The organism is Pantoea rodasii (genome assembly GCF_002095465.1).
Taxonomy (GTDB): domain Bacteria; phylum Pseudomonadota; class Gammaproteobacteria; order Enterobacterales; family Enterobacteriaceae; genus Pantoea; species Pantoea rodasii.
Window position 1 is genome coordinate 314,505 of the sequence record NZ_MLFP01000001.1, and the last position, 25,138, is coordinate 339,642.

A 25,138-nucleotide genomic window follows, 5' to 3' on the forward strand; every position below is an offset into this window, starting at 1 on the left:
TATCTATCGTTGTTTTTATCAATGTTATGAAACCTGCCGGCAGAAAAAGTGAGGGCGATCACATCAGTGTAATCGGTTACACACGCTGAAACCCTGCAATCCAGCATATTCCGCCTGAAATAGTTACGTAACCAGTAAGGTATAGCACCCTTTAAGTTTCTGACATCTCTCTAAATATGGGCTATCAGACGACGCTGAAAATAACGCATTTTCACATGAATAACTACGCTGAAAATTCTCTAAATTACAGATTACAAAAGGATTTCAAAATGTAATCGTTAACACTTTGTTGTAAACGTAGAAAATGAAGTGTAGACGGCGGGAAAAAACGTGCTGGCCGGTTACGGGGGAGGCATTAGAAGACATGAAAGGCCCCATTCATGAGGGGGATTTAGACAAACCCGTTCAGCTTTGATGATTCGACAGCATGTGCAAAAAAAGAAAATGCCAGTCAGGGTTAACTGGCTGGCATTACGCAATAAGCGGACCCAATGCAGATAAGTAAGGGATTATTTAATCGAATAACTCAGGGAGTACGGGCCGGATTTGTTTTCAATACCGTATACCTTTCCGCTGTAATCAACATGAATTTTGTCACCATCTACGGCAACGGAGGATATTGTTCCACCCCCTGTTAGGAATGGGAATTCTGCATTTAGCTCCTTTACATCTGCGCCGCTAGCGTCATGAAAGTAGTAACGGAAAACAGTTGGCACCGTTGCCCCACCATCATGGTTTTGCGTAGTGTAAAGCCATAATCCCGCACTGACCTGCCGCACACCCTGAAGTGAATCATCCGCGCGAGGATCTGGTTGATGAGTAAACCAAACGAAAGCCAATAGCATGACAGTGATCAGCCAGTGGATACCATTAATAACCGTTCTGGCGCGCATAATTGATGCCCTCACGGATAGCTCGTTGGTCTTCAGGGTCATCACCATAAGGCGGGCCACCTCGCCAGTTTCCCCATTCAGGACGTGAGGTTCCGGCACGGGACTGTGCCCACCCGGCTCCCATCAGTAAAATCTCAGCTGGAATACCCGCTGCAGTACCTGTCGCACCAAAGTTAAAGTTACCAAATGCGGCCCAGTATGGATCAAATTGTTTGTAATCCCATGGCCCACGCCCGCGGACCTTTTGGTAGAACCAGTAGTAGGTTTGCGGCAATGCCATATTGCATCCATAGCCGCGACTGCGTGCTTCTCTCATATTGTTATGCAAGATCTGAATCGCGCCGCTTGGGCCAATGCCAGGTGGTGATGCCATATCTAACTCCCTTTACATTTTCCATGTTATTTGTGTGGGATTATGAAACAAATCGAAACAACATAAAAGGCTGGCCCACGCGCAATTGCGAGCAGTTAAGGATTGGTTGAAAGAGTGATTTGTCCGTTCGAAGAAGCATCACCGGGTTACATTATGAAATGGACAAACGACGTGTGCTCGATAGTTTGGATGTTGAGGCTGCTGAGATGACATCAATAAAAAATGCCAGTCAGACTCAACTGACTGGCATTACGTATGCAGCGACTTGTTTTTCGCTGAAGCGGGCTAAATTACAGGCCCGCAGCCTCGCGCAGCTGAGCAGCTTTATCAGTCTGCTCCCACGGGAAGTGCTCGCGACCAAAGTGACCGTAAGCGGCGGTCTCTTTGTAGATAGGCTTCAGCAGATCCATCATCTGAATCAGACCGTATGGACGCAGGTCGAAGAACTCGCGCACCAGCAGGGTCAGCTGTTCGGTTGAGACTTTCTCTGTACCGAAGGTTTCCACCATGATCGAGGTTGGCTCAGCCACGCCGATCGCGTAAGAAACCTGGATTTCACAACGGTCAGCCAGGCCAGCCGCGACGATATTTTTCGCCACGTAGCGTGCAGCGTAAGCTGCAGAGCGGTCAACTTTTGATGGATCCTTACCCGAGAACGCACCGCCACCGTGACGTGCCATACCACCGTAGGTATCCACGATGATTTTACGACCGGTCAGGCCGCAGTCGCCCATTGGGCCGCCGATCACGAAACGACCGGTTGGGTTGATGTGGTATTTGGTGCTGGCATTCACCCACTCAGCAGGCAGAACCGGCTTAATGATCTCTTCCATCACCGCTTCACGCAGATCGGCGGTTGAGACTTCTTCAGCGTGCTGCGTTGACAGCACAACCGCATCGATACCGACAATTTTGCCGCCATCGTACTGGAAGGTGATCTGGCTTTTCGCATCCGGACGCAACCACGGCAGTGAACCGCTTTTACGCACTTCGGCCTGACGCTGCACCAGACGGTGTGCGTAGGTTACCGGAGCGGGCATCAGCACGTCGGTTTCGTTGGTGGCGTAACCGAACATCAGGCCCTGGTCGCCCGCGCCCTGATCCAGCGGATCGGTACGGTCAACACCCTGGTTGATGTCTGGAGATTGTTTACCAATCGCGCTCAATACGGCGCAAGAGTTGGCATCAAAGCCCATATCGGAATGGACATAGCCGATTTCACGGACGGTATTACGGGTGATCTCTTCGATATCCACCCATGCGCTGGTGGTGATTTCACCGCCAACCAGCACCATACCGGTCTTCACGTAAGTTTCGCAGGCCACGCGTGCTTTAGGATCCTGTTCGAGGATCGCATCCAGCACGGCATCGGAAATTTGGTCAGCGATTTTATCAGGATGTCCTTCTGATACGGACTCAGATGTAAATAGGTGTTTAGCCATTCTGTTCTTTACCTTACAAATGGTTTGAATTCGACTGCATAGCGTAAGTGGACCAGGCCGACTCGACGCCCCTTCAGGCAAAGCCGCGAGCAGTAGGGAGTGTTAACAACGTTCGCCAACACCGCCTGGATGTTAATCAGTTTAGATGGACAACCATCTGGACGGCTATTCTAGGTCACTCGGTGAGCACTTTTCCAGTGCTTTTTCAGTTTCAGCACGTTTACTCAAGCGTCGCCCTGGAAGAAATTCCTGACACTTTCCACAGATCTCAGCTAAAGATTTTGCATTTCCCCCGGTCTGGCTGTATAAAACGCCGCTGCACAAAAAGGATGACGCCGTTATGCGTCGCGCCGTCAGAGCTGTTCTCTGACTTTCACCCTGGCCGTTTCTCGTTTGCTTCTGGCAGACGTTGGAGGTGATAAAAGTAATGAACCACATTTCTCTTCTTCCCGGTTCACTGCGCTCAATGGGCGCGCTGGCAATCCTCCCCCAATCCAGTTCTGTTCTTTTCTCTCGCCGAAGTTTTGTGCGTTGCGGTAATTATCCCGACACGAGCGCAGGCTAAGCTATTCCCACATTTCAGTTGCTGTGTTTCACTCGCTATGGGCGGTGAAGATCGTGGCTTTTCAGCCCGTTTTTTACTGACTGCGGCGTGGTGTTTTACACTTAGAGACAGCAACGTGCATGCCAACCCGATAAACGGAGCTCAGCAGGATGGGGAAATCTTTACCCGGACTCACAACAGCAAAACCCGGCAACGGTTTCATATTTCAACGGAAAATTGAGGTTCGCGATGTCTGACGACATGAAGAATATCAAGGGTTCGTCAGCTGGCGAACAGGGTGTACTCCGCTCGATGCAAGAGGTGGCGATGAACGATGAGGAAGCAAGCAGAATGCTGCGTACCTACAACATCGCCTGGTGGGGTAATAACTATTACGACGTCAACGAGCTGGGGCACATCAGCGTGTGCCCGGATCCGGATCAGCCGGAAGTGCGCGTTGACCTGGCGAAGTTGGTTAAAGAGCGTGAAGCTGACGGCCAACGTCTGCCTGCACTGTTCTGCTTCCCGCAGATTCTGCAGCATCGCCTGCGTTCCATTAACGCCGCCTTTAAACGCGCGCGTGAATCCTATGGCTATAAAGGTGACTACTTCCTGGTTTACCCGATCAAGGTGAACCAGCACAAACGCGTGATCGAATCGCTGGTGAACTCCGGTGAGCCGCTGGGCCTTGAAGCCGGTTCGAAAGCCGAGCTGATGGCGGTACTGGCGCACGCCGGTAAAACCCGTTCGGTAATCGTCTGCAACGGCTATAAAGACCGTGAATACATTCGTCTGGCGCTGATTGGTGAGAAGCTGGGTCACAAGGTTTACCTGGTGATCGAGAAGATGACCGAAGTGCGCCTGGTGCTGGAAGAAGCCGAGCGCCTGGAAGTGATCCCGCGTTTGGGTATTCGCGCGCGTCTTGCCTCGCAGGGCTCCGGTAAATGGCAGTCGAGCGGTGGCGAGAAGTCGAAGTTCGGTTTGTCGGCGTCGCAGGTATTGCAGCTGGTGGACATCATGCGCAAGGCCGGTCGTCTCGATAGCCTGCAACTGCTGCATTTCCATCTTGGCTCGCAGATGTCCAACATTCGCGACATCGCGACCGGCGTGCGTGAATCAGCCCGCTTTTATGTGGAGCTGGCCAAGCTCGGCGTTAACATCAAATGTTTCGATGTTGGCGGCGGTCTGGGCGTCGATTATGAAGGCACGCGCTCGCAGTCTGACTGTTCGGTGAACTATGGCCTGAACGAATATGCCAACAACGTGATTTGGGCGATTGGCGATGCCTGCGAAGAGAACGGTCTTGAGCATCCTACCGTCATCACCGAATCTGGCCGTGCGGTTACGGCACACCACACCGTGCTGGTCTCCAACATCATCGGGGTTGAGCGCAACGAGTTCAGTACGCCAGTGGCACCGGATGCCGATTCACCGCGCCCGATTCAGAGCCTGTGGGATACCTGGCAAGAGATGCACGAGCCGAACGTCCGTCGTTCACTGCGTGAATGGCTGCACGATAGCCAGATGGATTTGTTCGATATCCACACCGGCTACTCTTCCGGCACCTACGATCTCGGTCAGCGCGCCTGGGCAGAGCAGCTTTATTTGAGCATCTGCCACTATATCCAACAGCATCTTGATCCGAGTAACCGCGCGCATCGTCCAATCATTGACGAACTGCAAGAGCGTATGGCGGATAAGATTTACGTCAACTTCTCACTGTTCCAGTCGATGCCCGATGCGTGGGGGATTGACCAGTTGTTCCCGGTATTACCGCTGGAAGGTCTGAATAAGATCCCAGAGCGTCGTGCCGTGCTGCTCGATATCACCTGTGACTCGGATGGCACCATCGATCACTACGTGGATGGCGACGGTATTGCCACCACCATGCCGATGCCAGAATACGACATTGATAATCCGCCGATGCTGGGCTTCTTTATGGTCGGTGCGTATCAGGAGATTCTCGGTAACATGCACAACCTGTTTGGTGATACCGAAGCGGTTGATGTGTTTGCGTTCCCGGATGGCAGCGTCGAAGTCCAGCTGTCAGATGAGGGCGATACCGTTGCCGATATGCTGGAGTACGTGCAGCTGAATCCAAACGATCTGATGACGCTGTTCCGTGATCAAGTTACGCAGCAGAAAGACATTGATGAAGAGCTGCGCGCGCAGTTCCTCGCAGAGTTTGAAAGCGGCTTATACGGCTACACCTATCTTGAAGATGAGTAATCGCAAGTGATCTCACCGGGCCTATTCAGGGCCCGTTTTATTTTCCCTCATTCAATTTTCTTATTTCTCCGATCTTTTATTTGAAGTGTGATGAAGATCACTCTCGATAAATGTTAATCGGCGATTGATAACTCGCGCCTTAAATACGCCTTTTCTATCTCCTTCATTTTTATTCATAAAGCCAAAACACCGCTGCGCTTGAAGCGGCAATAACCTTGCATTAGCTACTGATTTCGTAAGGATTAGACAGTCATTCTGTTATGTTTTTCCACTAATGCATAATGAAAATTTAAACATTAAGGATTGAATAGTCCTTTAGTGTAACTATATTTTCTAGCGCTTTTTGGAATGACGCATTCCAGAACAAAAAAATTGCATTTTGGGATGCCAATATCTTTATAGGATAATCCATTAAAATTTTATCGTTTAAAATCAATTAATTCGTTGTTTTTAAATCTGTCAAGATTGGCAGTAACTTAAATTTTTCTAGGAATTATCTGATCCTTTTGTGAAAGTAAAAGAAATTCAGCAGCGAAATTGATAGTTTTAAACGATTAAAGTAGGTACTGGTCTTTACTGAAATCTATTTTGCAAACTGTAAGCTGTACGTTAGGCTTCAGTTAACGTGTTAAGTTTTATCGATGTTTCCCTTACATCTCACATGAGTAATCCTGACATTTCAGGGGTATCAGTTAGTTGCGAGAAGGGACCGTAAAATGAGCAATCAACCCGATTACATTTTCATGCTAGAGCCCGTTCACGGTAAAGCTGACGAGTTGATTGCCTGGGAATTGTTAACACGGTTTTCAGATGATGCAGATATTAATAATAAACGTAACCCTAGCAGAGATGAAGGGTTCTTCAGTCGGCTTCCTGCTGACGAGAAATGGCAGTTATTCCTCCACCAGATCGGAAAACTTATTCAGCTATACCAGAAAGGGTTTGATCAGATAGTCAGTGTAAATGTGGATAGAGATATCGTCGCCGGCATTTTTGAAGATGCTGAAATACAAGAAAAACTGGCGAAAATGACGTTGTTACGTTTAGAGATCTCGGCCTTCTTTACCGCGCGGTTTAACAGCGCAGATCTGCTGATATTAAAAGGCGTCGCAAAACTGACGCCCGCCCCTTTATGGCTTGATGACTTTGGTCCGGGTTATTCCAACCTGACCATGCTTGATAGCGGGATATTTGAAATCGTCAAGATTGATAAAAGATTTTTTTGGCAATTTTGGCGACGGTCACATTTTTGACACGCTGCTCAGCCACCTCAACCAATTATGCGATGGCGTGATTGTGGAAGGGGTTGAATCCCAGTCACACCTTGACCTGCTGGCACATAAAGCGGTGTTCGGTATGCAGGGTTATCACTGGCAGAGTGTCTATCTAGGTGATTTTATTAAGCAATCCTGAAATGGCTCGGGTTCGTTCAATACTCTCGGGGAAGAAAAAATGTCTAAGCATGGGTTCAACGCGTTCCATCTGATTTGCGCCCGTCCAATGGAAAATAAAGACATTTTTCCCATCGTATTACTGCGAAATAAATCCAGCTCACTTTCCGGGTGGAGGCTTAATGCGGCTCAGCGCAACTTCATCATCAGCTTGTATGAGGTTGACCCAGAGAAAAAGTGAATAAACGCATGGGTTATTCACTATTGAAGCCGGTATCTGCGGATACCGGACGTTTTTATGGAATTTAATAACTGTGCGGGATTTCGATAAAATGAATAATATCTCTATCACTCCTAAAGGTGGGACGGTTGACACAGTAGTCAATGGCAGCCAAGTCAATTTAACCGCACCCAGTGTGGTTAAACTTCACCTTAATCAATCAGATATTAAGTCTTTCACACGCAATGGTAATGATTTAGTTGTCACCACCAAGTCTGGTGACGTCGTGGTTATACATAATTTTTACACCGCAGCGGGCGACAGCGATTTGGTGCTGCAGGACGATAAAGGCGCGCTGTGGTGGGTTGAAGATCCAGGCACTGATGCATTCCAGTACGTCAACATCGACAGCACTGAAGGGCTGTTAGCGGAAAACACCACCAACGACGGCACGATTGCCGCCTTTTGGTATCGGTGGTGCTGCGCTGGCGGGATTGGGTGCGATGTTTGCCGGTGCATCCGGCGGCGGCGGCGGTAACGCGGCGGTCGGTGATGGTAATACCGGCGGCGGCGACAATGGCGGCGGGAATAACGGTGGGGGTAACAATGGTGGCGGTAACAATGGTGGGGGCAACAATGGCGGGGGCGATACCACGCCACCAAGCGCCGTCACTAACCTGGTAGTCAGCGATAACGTTGGCCCTTATCAGGGCGCGATCACTTCAGGCTCCGTCACCGATGACAACACACCAACCTTAAGTGGCAGCGGCGAAGTCGGTGCCATTATTCGTGTTTATGACGGCACAACGTTGCTGGGCTCTGCTGTCGTTGGGGCTAATGGTACATGGACCTTCACCTCGCCAGCATTGGCAGACGGTTCACACAGCCTGACCGTGACGGCAACGGATGCGGCCGGCAATACCAGTGCGGCAAGCGATCCCATCACTTTCACCGTGGACACTACCGCGCCGGAAGCGGTAAGCGATCTCAATGTCGGGAATAATGCAGGCTCCGTGGTGGTGCCGATCACTAACGGCGGTTCGACCAATGACACCACGCCGGTGCTGAGTGGCAGAGGCGAAGTGGGCAGTATTATCACTATTCGTGATGGCGACACCGTTCTTGGCAGCGTGACGGTCGGCAGCAACGGTAGCTGGAGCTTCACCAGCCCAGAGTTAGCGCAGGGTAGCCATACCATCAGCATCACTTCGACGGATGCAGCGGGCAACACCAGTGCAGCCACCACCATTACCTTCACGGTCGATACCGAGGCACCGGCTAGCGCTACGGGTCTGACTTTAAGCGGGGATGCTGACGGCACAGCAACAACGGTGACTAGCGGCGGAACGACCGATGACAGCACGCCAACCCTGAGCGGGTCGGGTGAAGTGGGTGCGGTGATTAGCGTTTATGACAACAACACCCTGATTGGATCGGCGGTGGTTGGCAGCAATGGCACCTGGAGCTTCACCACACCAGCCCTCAGCAACGGCGCGCACAGCCTGACCGTGACGCAGACCGATGCTGCCGGCAACGTCAGTTCCGTATCTGATGCGTTTGATTTTACCGTGCAGGCTGGTCTGCCTCCAGCCACCACCTCACTGGAAATCACCGACGATTCCGGCAGCACCCTGGTGCAGCTGACTAACGGATCCAGCACTCATGACAGCACGCCAACCCTGAGTGGCCTTGCTTTTGCCGGTGCGCTGATCACCCTATACAACGGCACTACAGAAATTGGCAGTGTGGTGGCGGGCGCGGATGGACAGTGGAGCTTCACGCCAGCTGCACTAGCGGATGGCTCCTATAGCTTCCATGCCTCTGTAACCGATACCGATGGCACCGTGACACAAACGCCTACCATCGTGATCACTATCGACACCGTGGTACCGGATGCGGCAACGGGCCTGCAGCTCAGTGACAATGATAGTGGAGTGGTAGAGCCGATTGCTTCTGGTGGCGCAACCAACACCACGACGCCAGTGTTGAGCGGCACGGCTGAACCCGGCAGTACTGTCACCGTTCGTGATGGCAATACGGTGCTCGGTACCGCAACCGTGGGCAGCAATGGCAGCTGGAGCTTCACTTCACCAACGCTGTCTGAGGGTAATCACAGCCTCACCACCACCGTGACCGATCCCGCAGGCAATACCAGCCCTGCTTCCGATCCTATTACCTTTACCGTGGATACTCAGGCTCCTGCAGGTGCCAGCGATCTGGTGATCAGCGATAATGTTGGCGCATCAACGGGGCCCTCACCGCAGGCGCAATCACTGACGACAGCACGCCAACCCTCAGCGGTAAAGCTGAAGCCAATGGCATCGTGAAAGTTTATGATGGCACCACGCTGCTCGGCAGTGTAGCGGCCGATGGCGATGGCAACTGGAGCTTCACCACCCCAACGCTGAGTAACGGCGCGCATACGCTGAGTGTGACAGTCACGGATGCGGCGGGCAACGTCAGCCCAGCCACTACCGGATTCGGCCTGACTGTGGAGGCTGGCGTACCGCCGACCACCAGCACCCTGCAGGTCACTGACGACAGCGGCAGTACGCTGAAAGTGCTGCCAGATGGCTCCAGCACGCATGACAAAACGCCAGTGCTGAGCGGCCTGGCAGCCGCCGGGGATATCATTACGCTGTACAACGGCACTGTCGTGATCGGCAGTACCACGGCAGGTACGGATGGCCAATGGAGCTTCACGCCCGCCACGCTGGCAGATGGCGCTTACTCCTTCCATGCGGTTGCCACCGACAGCACCGGAAATCCGACCAACTCTGTCACCATCAATATCACCATCGATAGCGTTGCACCTGCAGCGGCTGGCGATCTGCAGCTGAGCAACAACAACGGCAGCACGGTGACACCGATCGCGGCGGGCGGCACCACCAGTGATAATACGCCAGTGCTGAGCGGCACGGCCGAAGCTGGCAGCACCGTTACCGTGCGTGATGGCGATAATGTGTTGGGCACCGTTACCGTTGGAAGCAATGGTAGCTGGAGCTTTACCTCACCGGCACTCGGTGAAGGCAACCACAGCCTGACCACTACCGTGACCGACGCAGCAGGCAATACTGGCCCAGCCTCTTCTCCGATTGCGGTCACCGTGGATACTACGCCGCCAGCCGCCGTCAGTGGATTGGTGGTGACGGATAATGTAGGTGATTCGCAGGGTGAACTGACTTCAGGAGCAATCACTGATGACAACACACCAACGCTTAGCGGTACCGGCGAGCCGAATGCGCTGCTGAGTATCTATGATGGCACCACGTTGCTGGGTAATGCCACCGTTGGTGTTGATGGCACATGGAGCTTCACCACACCGTCGCTGAGCAACGGTTCGCATAGCTTCACCATCACGGCCACGGATGCCGCAGGCAACGTCGGACCGGCCAGCCCTCCGTTTATTGTTGATATTGAAGCGAATCTGCCAACGGCCAGTGACTCACTGGAAGTGATCGATGATAACGGTAACACCGTTGAGCCATTGGTTGATGGAGCCAGCACCAACGACCCTACGCCAGTCATTATCGGTTCGGCTAGCGCGGGTAATATCATCACGCTGTATGACGGTAACCAACTGCTCGGCAGCACCACAGCAGGTAGCAACGGCCAATGGTCGTTCAGAACGGGTATCTTGAGCGATGGGCCTCACGCCATCCACGGCACCATCACCGATGCCGCAGGCAACGTCACCGACACCGTCACCATTAATATCACCGTGGATACCATCGCACCTGATGCGGTGAGCGGCTTGCAGGTCACTAACGATGCGGGCAACACATCAGTGCCGATTACCGCTGGCAGCGTCACCAGTGATGCATCGCCCGTCCTGAGCGGCAGCGCAGAAGCGGGCAGTGTGGTAACTATTCGTGATGGGAATACCGTGCTGGGTTCTGTTGCGGTTGGCAGCAATGGCAACTGGAGCTTTACCTCCCCAACACTGGGTGATGGCAGCCACAGCCTGACCGCCACCGTCACCGATGTTGCGGGTAATAGCAGTCCGGCCACCACACCCGTTACCTTCACCGTTGATACCACCGCGCCAGCGGCAGCCAGCGGCCTGGTCGTGACCGATGATGTGGGCACCAGCACCGGTGCGCTGACTTCCGGTGCGACCACCGATGACAGCACGCCAACGCTGAGCGGTACGGCAGAAGCGGGCAGCATCGTGAAGGTTTACGATGGCAGCACGTTGCTGGGTTCAGCGTCGGTAGGGACCGACGGCAACTGGAACTTCACGCCTGCGTCTCCGCTCACCAACGGCCAGCATAACCTCACAACCACGGTGACCGATGCTGCAGGCAACGTTAGCCCGGCATCACCAGCCTTTACGGTTAACATTGATGCTGGCGTTCCTGCCACCAATGAACTCATTGTGGTGGCGGACGACAGCGGCAGTACGATTGTGCAGCTGACGGACAACTCCAGCACCCACGACAGCACGCCAGTATTGAGCGGTCTGGCTGGTGCGGGTGATCTGATCACCATTTACAACGGCACAACCGTGCTCGGCAGCGTCACCGCAGGTAGCAATGGGCAGTGGAACTTCACCCCAACAACACTCGTTGACGGCACTTATGCCTTCCATGCCACCGCCACTAACCCAACAACCGGTGTGGTCACGGATACCCCAACCATCAATGTCACCATTGATACCGTTGCGCCAGCAGCACCAACGGACGTTGGGTTGACCAATGGTGATGGCGATCCTATTCCATCTGGCAGCAGCACTAATACCAATACGCCAACCCTGGAAGGGAGCGGTGAGCCCGGCGGCACCGTCACCATTACGGATGGCACTACCGTCATCGGTACCACTACGGTCGGCGACGATGGCACCTGGACTTACACCACGCCAACGTTGAGCGACGGCAACCACAGTCTGACCACCACAGTGACCGACCCGGCGGGCAACACGGGGCCGGCTTCGACGGCGGTCACCGTGACTGTCGATACACAGCCTCCGGCAGCGGCGGGCAATCTCCAGCTCAGCAATGATGGCGGCACGCCAATCGTGGCGGGTACCAGCACCAATGACAATACGCCAACGCTGAATGGCACCGCAGAGCCAGGCAGTACCGTTACCGTTTCTGATGGTGGCACGGTATTGGGCACAGCGACCACAGGCAGCGATGGCACCTGGAGCTTTACGCCAACGGATCCCCTTGACGATGGCAGCCATAGCCTGACCACCACAGTGACCGACCCGGCGGGTAACACCGGACCGGTTAGCACACCAGTCATTGTGACAGTCGATACTGCGGCGCCAGCTGTAGCAACCGGTGTGCAGTTGAGCAATGACTCGAGCGGCACGGCGGTACCGATCACCAACGGCACCACCAATGACACCACACCAGTACTGAGTGGCCGAGCCGAACCTGGCAGCACCGTCAATGTATCTGACAACGGTACTGTTATTGGCTCCACCACGGTGGGTAATGACGGCAACTGGAGCTTTACGCCAACTTCACCGTTGGGCGATGGCAGCCACAGCCTCACCACTACAGTAACTGACCCTGCGGGCAATACGGGTGCGGCAACCACGCCAATCACCGTCACCGTTGATACCACCATCCCTGCTGCACCGGGTGGTGTGGCGCTGAGCAACGATGAGAGCGGCACTGCTGTACCGATTACCTCCGGCACGGCAACGAATGATGCCACTCCAGTTCTGAGCGGATCCGCGGCGGCAGGTAGCACTATCACCGTCTCTGATGGCGGCACCGTGCTGGGCACAGTGGTTGTCGGCGCGGGCGGCACCTGGAGCTTCACCCCAACCGATCCATTGGGTGAGGGCAACCACAGCATTACCGCAACCACCACCAGTCCTGCCGGTAATACCAGCGGTCCATCGACGCCTATCGTGATCACCGTAGACACCACCGCACCTGGCGCAGCGATTGGTTTGCAGCTCAATAATGACACCAGCGGCACGCCGGTCCCTATTACCGCCGGTGGCACCACTAATGACACCACGCCTGTTCTGAGTGGTACCGCTGAACCGGGCAGCACTGTGACCGTTTCTGACAATGGCACCGAGTTGGGAACGGCCATCGTTGGCAGCAATGGTAGCTGGAGCTTTACCCCAACGACACCACTGGAGACGGGTCCACATAGCCTGACGACCACCGTGACGGATCCGGCAGGTAACACGGGTGTGGCATCAACAGCAATTGCCTTCAACGTTGATACGACACAGCCAGACCCGGCAAGTGGTCTGGTATTGAACAATGACATCACCGGCACGCCAGTGCCGATTACCAATGGCGCAACCAATGACACCACGCCGGTATTAACGGGTTCAGCCGAAGCGGGCAGCACGGTCACCGTACTGGATGGCACTACGGTGCTGGGCTCTGTGGTGGTGGGCAGCGGTGGTACCTGGAGCTTTACCACTCCGGCCTTGAGCCAGGGTGAGCACAGCCTGACCACCACCGTGACCAGCCCAATTGGTAACGTCAGCGACGCTTCAGCGCCGATCGTCGTCAATGTGGATACTCAGGCACCGGCTTCTGCGGGCGGTCTGCAGTTCACCACTGACGATGGCACACCAATCGCTACTGGCGGATCCACTAGTGATACCACGCCAACCCTGAGCGGAACGGCGGAAGTAGGCAGTACGGTCACCATCTCTGAAGGCACCACCGTGCTTGGCTCCGTCGTGGTCGGCAGCGGGGGGACCTGGAGCTTCACTCCAACAACGCCGCTGGAAGAGGGCAGTCACAGTCTGACCACCGTGGTCACTGACCCGGCAGGCAACAGCAGTGCGCCAACCTCTGAAGTGATTGTCATTGTCGATAGCACCTCACCGGGTGAAGTTGGCAACCTGCAACTCAGTGATGACTCAACGGGTGTGGCGGTGCCTATTACCGCAGGCAGTGCCACTAACGATGCTACGCCAGTGCTCAGCGGCACCGCTGAGGCGGGCAGCATCGTCACCGTGAGTGATAACGGTAGCGTATTAGGCACAGCCATAGTTGGCAGTGACGGTAACTGGAGCTTCACGCCGACAACGGCGTTGGGTGATGGCCCACACAGCCTGACCACCATCGTCACCGATGCAACCGGCAACGCCGGTCCTGCATCGCCAGCGTTTGAGTTCAGCGTGGATACTATTGCACCAGAGGCTGCCAATGCGGTGGTGCTGAATAATAACAATGGCAATACCGACATACCGATCACCAACAATGGTGCCACTAATGACACCACGCCGGTACTGAGCGGCACGGCAGAAGAGGGCAGCATCATCACCGTGCGTGATGGTGATACCGTGCTCGGCACCGTGCTGGTCACAGATGAAGGTACATGGAGCTTCACTTCACCTGCGCTCAGTCAGGGTTCGCACAGCCTCACCGCAACCGTGACGGACGCAGCAGGCAACAGCAGTGCACCTTCTACGGCAATCACCTTTACCGTCGATACCCAGGCGCCAAACACCGCGGGTGCCGTGCAGTTGAGCAATGATACCAGCGGCACGCCTGTACCGATCGCCGCCGGAAGTGTCACCAATGACAATACGCCAGTACTGAGCGGTACGGCGGAAGTGGGCACAACAGTTACCATCCTTGATGGCAGTAATGTGCTGGGCACCGTGGTTGTGGGAACCGGCGGCACCTGGACCTTCACGCCTGCATTGGTGTTGGGCGAGGGTGCGCATAGCATCACCACGACCGTTACCGATGCCGCTGGCAACGTCAGTGCGCCATCGGCGGCAATTGGCTTTACCGTGGACAGCTCACCGCCAGCGACACCAGTGGTGACCAGCCTCAGCAACAACAACGGCGGTACTGCCGTGGTGTTCACGGCGGGCAGCACCACCAATGACTCAACGCCAGTGATTCGCGGTACCGGTGAAATCGGTGCCACCGTGACCATTAGTGATGGCAGTACGGTTCTGGGTACGGCGATCGTCGGCACCAACGGCATCTGGCGCTTCGAGCCGACTACGGCGCTGGGCCAGGGCAGCCACACTCTGACCGTTACCGCAACCGACACCGCAGGCAACAGCAGTGCACCTTCTGCGGGCATCACTTTCAACGTCGATACCATTGCGCCTAACGCTATTAATGATTTGGTGGCGAAAGATGACGCGGGTAATACGCTAACCGGTGTGACCAACGACAGCACGCCATCCCTGAGCGGCACGGCGGAAGTGGGCAGTATCATCAAAGTTTACGATGGCACCACCCTGATCGGTTCGACGCAGGCTGGCACTGGCGGTGCCTGGAACTTCACCACTCAAACCTTGACCGACGGCGCGCATACGCTGACTGCCACCGCCACCGATACGGCAGGTAACGTCAGTGCGGCGGGTAATGCGGTAACGGTGACAGTGGATACCTCCATTCCGTTAACGCCAGATTTTGTGGTGAACAACAACGATGTCGACCCAGTAGTGCCTGTGGCGAACAATGGCTACACCAACGACAACACACCAGTGTTGAGTGGTACCGCTACGGCTAACAGCGTGGTCACCATTTATGATGGCAGCACCGCCATTGGTAGCGTCACCGCCAATGCGCAGGGCGGCTGGAGTTTCACCACCGCTGCACTGGATGACGGCGCGCATCCATTAACTATTACGGTGACGGATTCTGCCGGTAACGTCAGCCCGGCTTCTTCTGTGGTCACGGTCAATGTTGATACCGTGGTGCCAGATGTGGCGCAGGGCGTTACCGTTAACAACAATGCAGGCAGCACGCTGGTGCCAATTGTTGCTGATGGCGCGACCAACGACACCACACCACAACTGACCGGCAGTGCCGAAGTGGGCAGTATCGTCAGAATTTATGACGGCACTGATGAAATCGGTTCGGTATTGGTGGGCAGCACCGGTAACTGGAGCTACACCACTGATCCTCTCCCGCAGGGTGAGCACAACCTGAGTGTCACCGTCACTGATGCGGCGGGCAACATCAGCGGTAATTCACCAACCCTGACCTTCACGGTGGATAGCGAAGCACCGAATGCGGCAACGGGTCTGGCGCTGGCCAATAACAACAGCGGCACAGATGTCCCTATCGCCAATAACGGCACCACGAATGACAACACACCAGTACTGAGTGGTACGGCGGAAGCGAACAGCACCATTATTGTTTCCGATGGGCTGACCGTGTTGGGTACGGCGACTGCTGGATCGAATGGCGCATGGAGTTTCTCCCCAACCCTCACAGACGGCACCCACAATCTGAGCGTGGTGGTACAGGATGCGGCAGGCAATACCAGCCCGGCCAGTACAACGGTTACCGTCACGGTTGATACGGTTGCTCCATCAGCCGTGACCGAACTGACGTTGACCAATAATATTGGCGGCGGCTCGGTTAACATTCCTGATGGCGGGTTGACCAATGACAGCACACCCGTGCTGGGCGGTAACGGCGAGGTGGGCAGCATTATCACCATCTCTGACGCAAGCGGAGTGCTGGGTTCCACCACCGTGGGTACAGGCGGCACCTGGAGCTTTACTCCGGCGACGGCGCTGGCAGATGGTTCGCATACCTTTAGTATCAGTGCGTCCGATGCGGCCGGTAACGTCAGTGGTACTGCCACCATCAGTGCGGTGATTGATGCCACACCACCTGCAATACCAGGCGCTATTGTTGCCACTAATGACGATGGCACAACGCCTGTTGTTATCGGCAGCAATACCATTACTAATGACAACACGCCATTCCTGACGGGGACAGGTGACGCGGGTAGTATCATCAAGATTTATAATGGCACTGTTGAATTAGGTAGCACAGCGGTGGGGGGTAACGGTCAGTGGAGCTTCAGCGTACCGACATTAGCTGATACCACTTACACTCTGACGGCGACCGCCACGGATGCTGCCGGTAACGTCAGCCAGGCCTCTACTCCGATCACCTTTACCGTGGATGCGACACCGCCAGACACACCAACGCTGGTGGTGACCAACGACATCACTTCCGCCGTTGTTGCCAACAATGGACTGACCAACGACAGCACGCCTTCACTGAGCGGTAACGCGGAGGCGAGCAGCCTGGTGACCATTTACGATGGCACCACGGTGATTGGCTCAACCACGGCCACCAGCGGCGGGACCTGGTCCTTCACATCCCCAACCCTGACGGACGGTTCGCATACCTTAACCGTCACCGTGACGGATGAGGTCGGCAACGTCAGTACCTCCGGTGCGACTATTGTGCGCGTCGATGCCACACCGCCGCAGCCGGCTAGCGAACTGCTGTTGCAGAACAACAACGGAGCGCCAGAAACCACCATTCCGAATGGCGGTACCACCAGCGACAATACACCGGCAATCAGCGGCACGGCAGAAGCTAACGCGATAGTCCGTGTTTATGACGGCACCACGCTGGTAGGTTCCACAACGGCAGGTACAGACGGCAGCTGGAGCATCACGACCAGCGCGCTCTCAAACGCTGCTCATACGCTGAACGTTACGGTTACGGATGCGGCGGGTAACGTGAGTGCGGAATCGTCGGTCTCGCTGACCGTGGATAACACCACGCCAGCGGAAGTCCTGACGTTCGCGATTTACAACAATGCCAATACCACGCCTGTTGAAGTGGCGAACAATGGCTTCTCCAACGACAACACGCCTGTATTGCGCGGAACCGGTGTGGCAGGCACCACCATTAATATCATTATTGATGGGGTCCAAGTCGCGACCACCACGGTGGCGAGCAATGGTGTATGGCGTTATGAAACAGCTGTTGAAGGTGATGGTCCGCACACCTATGCGGTATCGGTGACCAATGCAGCTGGCACCACTGGACCACTGACCACACCAATTGAAATAACCATTGATACCAGTGCACCGGCAACGGTGAGTACGCTGGTGGTGAGTGATAACGAAGGTGGCTCTACCGGTGATCTGACATCGGGGCAAACCACCGATGACAACACACCAATCTTCACGGGCTCAGCGGAAGCGAGCAGCACGGTATCGATCTACGATGGTACAACGCTGCTGGGTACTGCTACGGCAACGGGCGGCACATGGACATTCACACCACCGGAAGGACTGTCTAACGGTAACCATAGCTTCACCTTCACGGTGACGGATCAGGCGGGCAACGTTAGTGCTGCCAGCTCCCCGGCCTTCACGTTGAACATCGAAGCAGGCTTGCCAACCACCAGCAGTACGCTGGTTATCACTGATGACAGCGGCAGTATGCCTGTGACGCTGGCAGATGGTGCGAATACCAAAGACAACACGTTAGTGTTGACCGGTGCCGCGACTACCGGTGATGTGATTATCATTCACGACACCAGCGGTACCGGTACAGTACTGGGCAGCGCGGTCGTTGATGCCAATGGGCAGTGGAGCTTTATCACACCAACGTTGGCCGATGGTACTCATTCTATTTATGTCTCAAACGTTGCGGGCACCGACTCCCCAACCATCACCTTTACCATTGATACCATCGCACCAATCGCCGTAACCGATTTGGCCGCTGCCAATAACAATGGCGGCGCACCAGTTGCGATTGCCAATAACGGCATCACCAACGACAGCACACCGCTGCTCACCGGTAACACGGAAGCCAACGGCATTGTCACCATCTATGACGGCAACACCGTAGTGGGTTCTACCACCGCCAGTGCCACGGGTGTGTGGAGCTTTATTTCGCCGACTCTGAGCCAGGGCGCACATACATTGAGCGTCACGGTGACGGATGCGGCGGGTAACGTAGGACCTCGTTCTTCTACGGTCAACTTCACCATTGATAGCATTGCGCCGAATGCCACTACGCTGGTGGTCACTAATGACGCCAACGGCAACACGGTAGTGCCAAACAATGGTGCTACCAACGACAGCACCCCAACGCTGACGGGTACGGCGGAGGCCAACGGTCGTGTCTCTATTTACGATGGCACAACGCTGCTGGGCACGGCGATTGCCAGTGCCACAGGGGCATGGACCTTCACCTCAACGGCACTGACTCAGGGCTCACATACGCTGAATGTCACCGTCACCGATGCGGCAGGCAACGTCAGTGGTACTACATCGTCAACCCTGGTGGTCGATACCACACCACCGGCTGCTGTCGCGGGGCTGGCGGCTGCTAACAATAACGGCAGTACGCCAGTGGCGATTGCCGCAGGCAGTAGCACCAACGACAACACGCCAGCATTGAGTGGTACGGCGGAAGCGGGCAGCGTCGTCAGGATCTATGACGGCGTCACCTTGCTGGGTTCTGTCACTGCAAGCGGCACGGGCGCGTGGAGTTACACCTCAACGCAACTGACTGACGGTTCACACACCATCAACGTGACGGCGACTGATGCGGCGGGCAACATCAGCCCGAATGCCTCAATCACCTTTACCGTGGTGACCGGTGCGCCGAATCCGGTTGCGGGCCTGGTGGTCAACGACAACGTGGGCACTTCACAGGGGCCATTGACGAGTGGGTCATCTACCGATGACAACACGCCAACCCTGAGCGGTACCGCAACGGCAGGCAACATCGTGGTGATCACTGAAGGCACTACCGTGCTCGGTTCGGTAGTCGTCGGCACGGGTGGAAGCTGGACCTTCACGACTGCAGCACTGAGTGAAGGATCGCATCCACTGAGTGTCACCGTCCGTGATGCGGCCGGTAACACCAGTACCGCCACCAACTTCACGGTGGTGGTGGATACCGTGGCACCGGCGACCACATCACTGGTGGTCACCAACGATATCTCCACAGCGGTAATACCAAACGGTGGCGCGTCCAACGACACCACACCAACGCTGAGCGGTGTGGCAGAAGCTAACGGTCGCGTCTCCATTTACGATGGTACCAATTTAATCGGCACGGCGATTGCCAGCGGCACCGGGGCATGGACCTTCACCTCTACGGCACTGGCTACAGGCTCACATACGCTGAACGTCACGGTGACCGATGCGGCAGGTAACGTCAGTGGTACCACATCATCTGTCGTAGTGATCGACACCACGCCTCCGGCGGCGGTATTGAACCTGGCTGCGGCTAATAACAACGGCAGTACGCCGATTGGGATTACCGCTGGCAGCAGCACCAACGACAACACGCCAGCCATCAGCGGTACGGCGGAAGCGGGCAGCGTGGTGAGAGTCTACGATGGCGGAACCTTGCTCGGTTCTGTTATCGCGGGCAGCACCGGTGTTTGGAGTCTCACATCCACCACGCTGGCTGACGGTAGCCACACCATCAATGTGACGGCGACCGATGCGGCGGGCAACATCAGCCCGAATGCCTCTATCACCTTCACAGTGGATACCGCTGCGCCTATCGCGGTCACTAACCTGGTGGTCACTAACGATGTCACCAGCACCACCGTGCCAAACGGCGGTTCGACCAACGACAACACGCCAACCCTCACCGGTACGGCTGAGGCGAACGCGATTGTCACGGTGTATGACGGCACAACGGTGCTGGGTTCCACCACCGCCAGCGGCACTGGCGCATGGAGCTTCATCAGCCCAACGTTGAGCAACGGTACCCATCCGCTGAGTGTGACGGTGAAAGATGCGGCCGGTAACGTCAGTCCGGCATCAACCACGGTTTCCGTGATTGTTGATACCGTGGCGCCAAATGCTTCAACGCTGGTGATCACCAACGACATCACTAATACCACAGTGCCGAACGGCGGATCGACCAATGACAGCACGCCAACCCTGAGCGGTACGGCGGAGATCGGCAGCATCGTCAGAATTTACGATGGCAGCACGCTGCTTACCTCAATCACGGTCGGCGCTTCAGGTAACTGGAACTACACCACCGCGGTTCTGAGCCAGGGTTCACACCCGATCAGCGTCACGGCAACGGATGCCGCAGGTAACATCAGCGGTACCACCAGCGCCACGGTGACCGTCGATACCGTGATTCCGACCATCACTCTGGCGGCAGCCAATAACAACGGCAGTACGCAGGTAGCGATTGGCGCGGGTACCAGCACCAACGACAACACGCCAGCACTGAGCGGCACCGCAGAAGCCAACAGCGTCGTCAAAATATTCGATGGCGGAGTGCAGATCGGTTCCGTGACGGCCAGCAGTACGGGCGCGTGGAGTTGGACTTCAACCACCCTGGGTGAAGGCGCGCACACCATCACGGCGACCGCGACCGATGCGGCGGGTAACGTCAGTCCTGCCGCTACTACCAACTTCACCGTGGACACAGTCGTCCCTAACACCGTCACCAACCTGGTGGTCACCAACGATGTCACCGCCACAGCGGTGCCAACCGGCGGTTCCACCAACGACAACACGCCAACTCTCTCCGGTACGGCTGAGGCGAACGCGATTGTCACGGTGTATGACGGCACGACGGTGCTGGGTTCTGTTACCGCTAGCGGCACCGGTACGTGGAGCTTTGTCAGTCCGGTATTGAGTAATGGTAGCCATCCACTGAATGTAACGGTGAAAGATGCGGCAGGTAACGTTAGCCCTGCATCGACGCCGGTCACCATCACCGTGGATACCGTGGCACCAAACACCTCAACGCTGGTGATCACCAACGATGTCACCAACACCACGGTAGCCAGCGGTGGTTCCACCAACGACACCACGCCAACGCTGAGCGGTACGGCGGAAGCGGGCAGTCGTGTGACCATCTATGACGGTACTAACGTGTTGGGAACCGCGATTGCCAGTGGCACCGGGGCATGGACCTTCACCACTGCAGTATTGACGCAAGGTTCACACCCTATCAGCGTATCGGTGACGGATGCGGCCGGTAACATCAGTGGCAGAACCAACGCCACGGTGGTTATCGACACCACACCTCCGACAGCGGTCACTTTGGTGGCGGCCAACAACAACGGCAGCACGGCGGTGACTATCCCGAACAATGGGGTCACCAATGACAGCACGCCGCTGTTGAGCGGTACGGGTGAAGTTGGCGCGAAAGTCAGTATCTATGACGGCGCAGCGTTGTTGGGCACCACCACGGTCGCCAGCAATGGTACCTGGAGCTTTATCTCCACCACGCTGAGCAACGGCAGCCATACGTTGAATGTCACTCAGACAGATGCGGCGGGCAACGTCAGCCCGAATGCATCGACTGTGATGACGATCGATACTGTGGCACCAGCAGCGGTCAACAACCTGGTGATCACTGATGATGTTGGCGCGAGTCAGGGACCGTTGGCCAATGGCGCAGTCACCGACGATGCGACACCGACCCTGAGCGGTACCGCAGAAGCGAATGCCATTGTGACCATTTACGATGGCACCACGGTGCTGGGTTCAGTCACTGCCAGCGGCACTGGTGCGTGGAGCTTCACCACCGCCACGCTTAGCAACGGTACCCATCCGTTGAGTGTCACCGTGACCGATGCAGCAGGTAACAGCAGCGCAGCTTCGGCGACAGTCTCCATTACCGTGGATACCATCGCACCAGCGGCTTCTACGCTAGTAATTACCAATGATGTTACCAACACCACGGTGGCAAGCGGCGGTTACACCAATGACACCACGCCAACCCTGAGTGGTACAGCGGAAGTGGGCAGCAAAGTGTCCATCTACGATGGCAGCGCACTACTCGGCACCCTCACCGTGGGCAGTGGTGGCACCTGGACCTACACCACGGCGGTATTGACGCAGGGTAGCCACCCGATCAACGTCACGGTGACGGATCCAGCGGGCAATGTCAGCGGCACCACGTCAGCCACGGTGATTGTCGATAGCGTGGCACCAGCGGCAGTGACCAGTCTGGTTGCCGCGAACAATAACGGCAGCACGGCGGTGACCATCCCGAACAACGGAGCCACCAACGACAGCACGCCATTGTTGACCGGTAGCGGTGAAGTGGGCGCTCGCGTCAATGTTTACGACGGCACCACGCTGCTCGGCACCACGACGGTAGGCAGTAACGGTACATGGAGCTTCATCTCCACCACGCTGACTAACGGCACGCACACCATCAACGTGACACAGACCGATGCGGCAGGTAACACCAGCCCAACGGCCACGACCACGCTGCGTGTGGATACCGTGGCACCAACGGCGAGTAGTCTGACCATTACCGACGATACCGGCACTGCGCCGGTGACGCTGGCCAATGGCGCTTACACCAAAGACACCACGCCAACGCTGAGCGGTACGGCGGAAGTGGGTGCGATTGTCACCATCTATGATGGCGCGACCGTTCTCGGTTCCCTGACCGTAGGCAGCACCGGAGCCTGGACTTACACCACGGCGGTGCTGGCAAACGGTACACATCCGCTAAGCACCACCGTTACGGATGCGGCCGGTAACATCAGTACCGGTAACACCACCGCCACGGTGAATATCGATAACGTGGCACCGGTGGCGGTAACCAATCTGGCGATTAACGCCGCCGGTACCACCGTGACCGGTAATGGTGAGGTGGGGGATACCGTTACCGTGCGTGATGCGGGTGGCAACGCACTGGGCACGGCCATCGTGGGATCGGCGGGGACCTGGTCAGTGAGCTTGAGCACTGCGCAGACCACGGGGGCTTCGCTGTCGGTCATTCAGACCGACCTTGCAGGCAACGTCTCACCGTCTGCCGCGTTGACCGGCGCGATTCGTATCGTGGCCGCCAACGATACCAATGAGGTGGATTTCAGTACCACCACACAAACGGTGAACAACGGCACCACCAGCGTCTCGCATGCGGCTCTGGCCACGGTGAACCTGGGGACTCTGCTGGGTGTTGGCGTTCTGTCTAACGGTAACGCTTATACCTTCAACGTAGGCACGGGTGATACGCGTTCGGTGGTATTGCACGGTTCGGTCGGTGGTATTGCGCTGGTATCGACTTACTCGCTGTATCTCTACCAGCAGAACACAGATGGTTCCTGGACACTGAAAAGCGTGACATCGAACTATCTGGCGACAACCTTGCTGTCGATTGGTACGCAAACCGGTGCCAACGTTACCTATAGCGGACTGGGCGCAGGCACCTATGCGGTAGTGATTGGTTCAAGTGGCGGTATTGCTCTGCTGCCAACCACCACCATCACCACGGTAACGGATACCACGCTGGATGCGGTCACTGTGTCCTCAACGGTGACAGGTAACCTGCTGACAAACGACACCAGTTCAGTGGCAGGCACGGTACCAACCGGTACTGCGGTCACCACGGTGTCGGGCAGTTCAGTCGCCGCGAGTGGTAACACGGTGATCAATACCACTTACGGAACCCTGACCATCGATTCGCACGGTAACTATACCTACGTGCTGAAGGCGGGACTGGATGTCGGTAGCTTGCCAGCAACGGATTCCTTCACCTACTCGGTGAGGGACTCGAGTGGTGCGGTCACCTCTGCGTCCTTGACGGTCACCTTGCATAACGGTGCGGCAACGTCGCTGACGGTGAACAGCCTGCTGGCGGAAACCACCTCAACCGGCGATCACGATGCCAGCGGCAGTATCTACAGCGATTCAACGACGCATACCGGAACCTTGAGTATCACTAATGAACACGGTGATATCACCACGGTGCACAGTGTGGGTACGACTTCGATTGCTGGAGACTATGGTGTGCTGAGTATTGCCGCCAACGGTAGCTACACCTACAACCTGAATGCGAATGTGGATGGACAGAGCATTCTGCATAAAGAGGTGTTCAGTTACACGCTGGCCGCGACCGATGGCACCATTACTACGCACTCGTTCACCATCGACCTGCATCCAACCATCACAGGAACGGCGGGGGCTGACACCCTTACCGGCGGTGCCTACAACGATACCATCACTACCGGTACCGGTGCGGACACCCTTGTCTACCACTTGTTGGCGAGTGCAGATTCCACTGGCGGCAACGGTCACGATACCTGGACCGACTTTAATGTTGCGCAAGGCGACAAAGTTGACATCAGTAGCTTGCTAATTGGCTGGAATGATTCCACAAGTAATATTAATGATTTCGTGAAAGTGGATCATACTTCAGATGGCAGCACCGTACTTTCAATTGACCGTGATGGTACCGGAACGGGTTACAGCAGTACCCAGTTGATTACGCTGGAAGGCGTCAACGTTTCACTGGAGGAATTGCTGCAGCAACCGCACCAAAACACCACGGCTTAACGGTGTAAATCAAGCAGGGAAGCATTATGGGCACAG

The 25,138-nt window shown here is 55.8% G+C and carries 8 protein-coding genes; 5 read left to right on the top strand and 3 right to left on the bottom strand.

The window, feature by feature from the left end:
• Window positions 1-509: 509 nt before the first annotated feature.
• The 3 genes from HA45_RS01510 to metK all read right to left on the bottom strand — a co-directional run bounded on the left by HA45_RS01510 (window position 510) and on the right by metK (window position 2,708).
• Window positions 510-941, bottom strand: coding sequence for a hypothetical protein (locus HA45_RS01510; RefSeq protein ID WP_158087304.1), 432 nt, complete (start codon window positions 939-941; stop codon window positions 510-512).
• Complete coding sequence (locus HA45_RS01515) at window positions 871-1,266, bottom strand: polymorphic toxin type 44 domain-containing protein (RefSeq protein ID WP_100703508.1); 396 nt, start codon at window positions 1,264-1,266, stop codon at window positions 871-873. The genes HA45_RS01510 and HA45_RS01515 overlap by 71 nt, the downstream gene beginning before the upstream one ends.
• A 290-nt stretch (window positions 1,267-1,556) precedes the next feature.
• Window positions 1,557-2,708, bottom strand: a complete 1,152-nt coding sequence (metK, locus tag HA45_RS01520; protein ID WP_100703509.1) for a methionine adenosyltransferase — start codon at window positions 2,706-2,708, stop codon at window positions 1,557-1,559.
• Between the two features lie 793 nt (window positions 2,709-3,501).
• Between metK and speA the strand changes: the two genes are divergently transcribed.
• The 5 genes from speA (at window position 3,502) to HA45_RS01550 (ending at window position 25,102) form a co-directional block, all read left to right on the top strand.
• Window positions 3,502-5,481 carry a biosynthetic arginine decarboxylase gene (gene speA / locus HA45_RS01530; protein ID WP_100703510.1) on the top strand — a complete coding sequence of 660 codons (1,980 nt, stop codon included), beginning with the start codon at window positions 3,502-3,504 and terminating at the stop codon, window positions 5,479-5,481.
• 716 nt (window positions 5,482-6,197) lie between these two features.
• Window positions 6,198-6,734 carry an EAL domain-containing protein gene (locus HA45_RS01535; RefSeq protein ID WP_244563353.1) on the top strand — a complete coding sequence of 179 codons (537 nt, stop codon included), beginning with the start codon at window positions 6,198-6,200 and terminating at the stop codon, window positions 6,732-6,734.
• A gap of 470 nt (window positions 6,735-7,204) precedes the next feature.
• Window positions 7,205-7,630: a BapA/Bap/LapF family prefix-like domain-containing protein gene (locus tag HA45_RS27830; RefSeq protein ID WP_244563354.1), complete on the top strand. Its 426-nt coding sequence runs from the start codon at window positions 7,205-7,207 to the stop codon at window positions 7,628-7,630.
• Window positions 7,548-9,419, top strand: a complete 1,872-nt coding sequence (locus HA45_RS01545; RefSeq protein WP_244563355.1) for an Ig-like domain-containing protein — start codon at window positions 7,548-7,550, stop codon at window positions 9,417-9,419. Before HA45_RS27830 ends, HA45_RS01545 begins: the two co-directional genes overlap by 83 nt.
• Window positions 9,362-25,102: an Ig-like domain-containing protein gene (locus HA45_RS01550; RefSeq protein WP_169718921.1), complete on the top strand. Its 15,741-nt coding sequence runs from the start codon at window positions 9,362-9,364 to the stop codon at window positions 25,100-25,102. Before HA45_RS01545 ends, HA45_RS01550 begins: the two co-directional genes overlap by 58 nt.
• Window positions 25,103-25,138: the final 36 nt, after the last annotated feature.

Coding starts and splice junctions, on each gene's coding strand:
- HA45_RS01510 (WP_158087304.1), bottom strand. CDS start 941: ATGGTGATGACCCTGAAGACCAACGAGCTATCCGTGAGGGCATCAATT.
- HA45_RS01515 (WP_100703508.1), bottom strand. CDS start 1,266: ATGGCATCACCACCTGGCATTGGCCCAAGCGGCGCGATTCAGATCTTG.
- metK (WP_100703509.1), bottom strand. CDS start 2,708: ATGGCTAAACACCTATTTACATCTGAGTCCGTATCAGAAGGACATCCT.
- speA (WP_100703510.1), top strand. CDS start 3,502: ATGTCTGACGACATGAAGAATATCAAGGGTTCGTCAGCTGGCGAACAG.
- HA45_RS01535 (WP_244563353.1), top strand. CDS start 6,198: ATGAGCAATCAACCCGATTACATTTTCATGCTAGAGCCCGTTCACGGT.
- HA45_RS27830 (WP_244563354.1), top strand. CDS start 7,205: ATGAATAATATCTCTATCACTCCTAAAGGTGGGACGGTTGACACAGTA.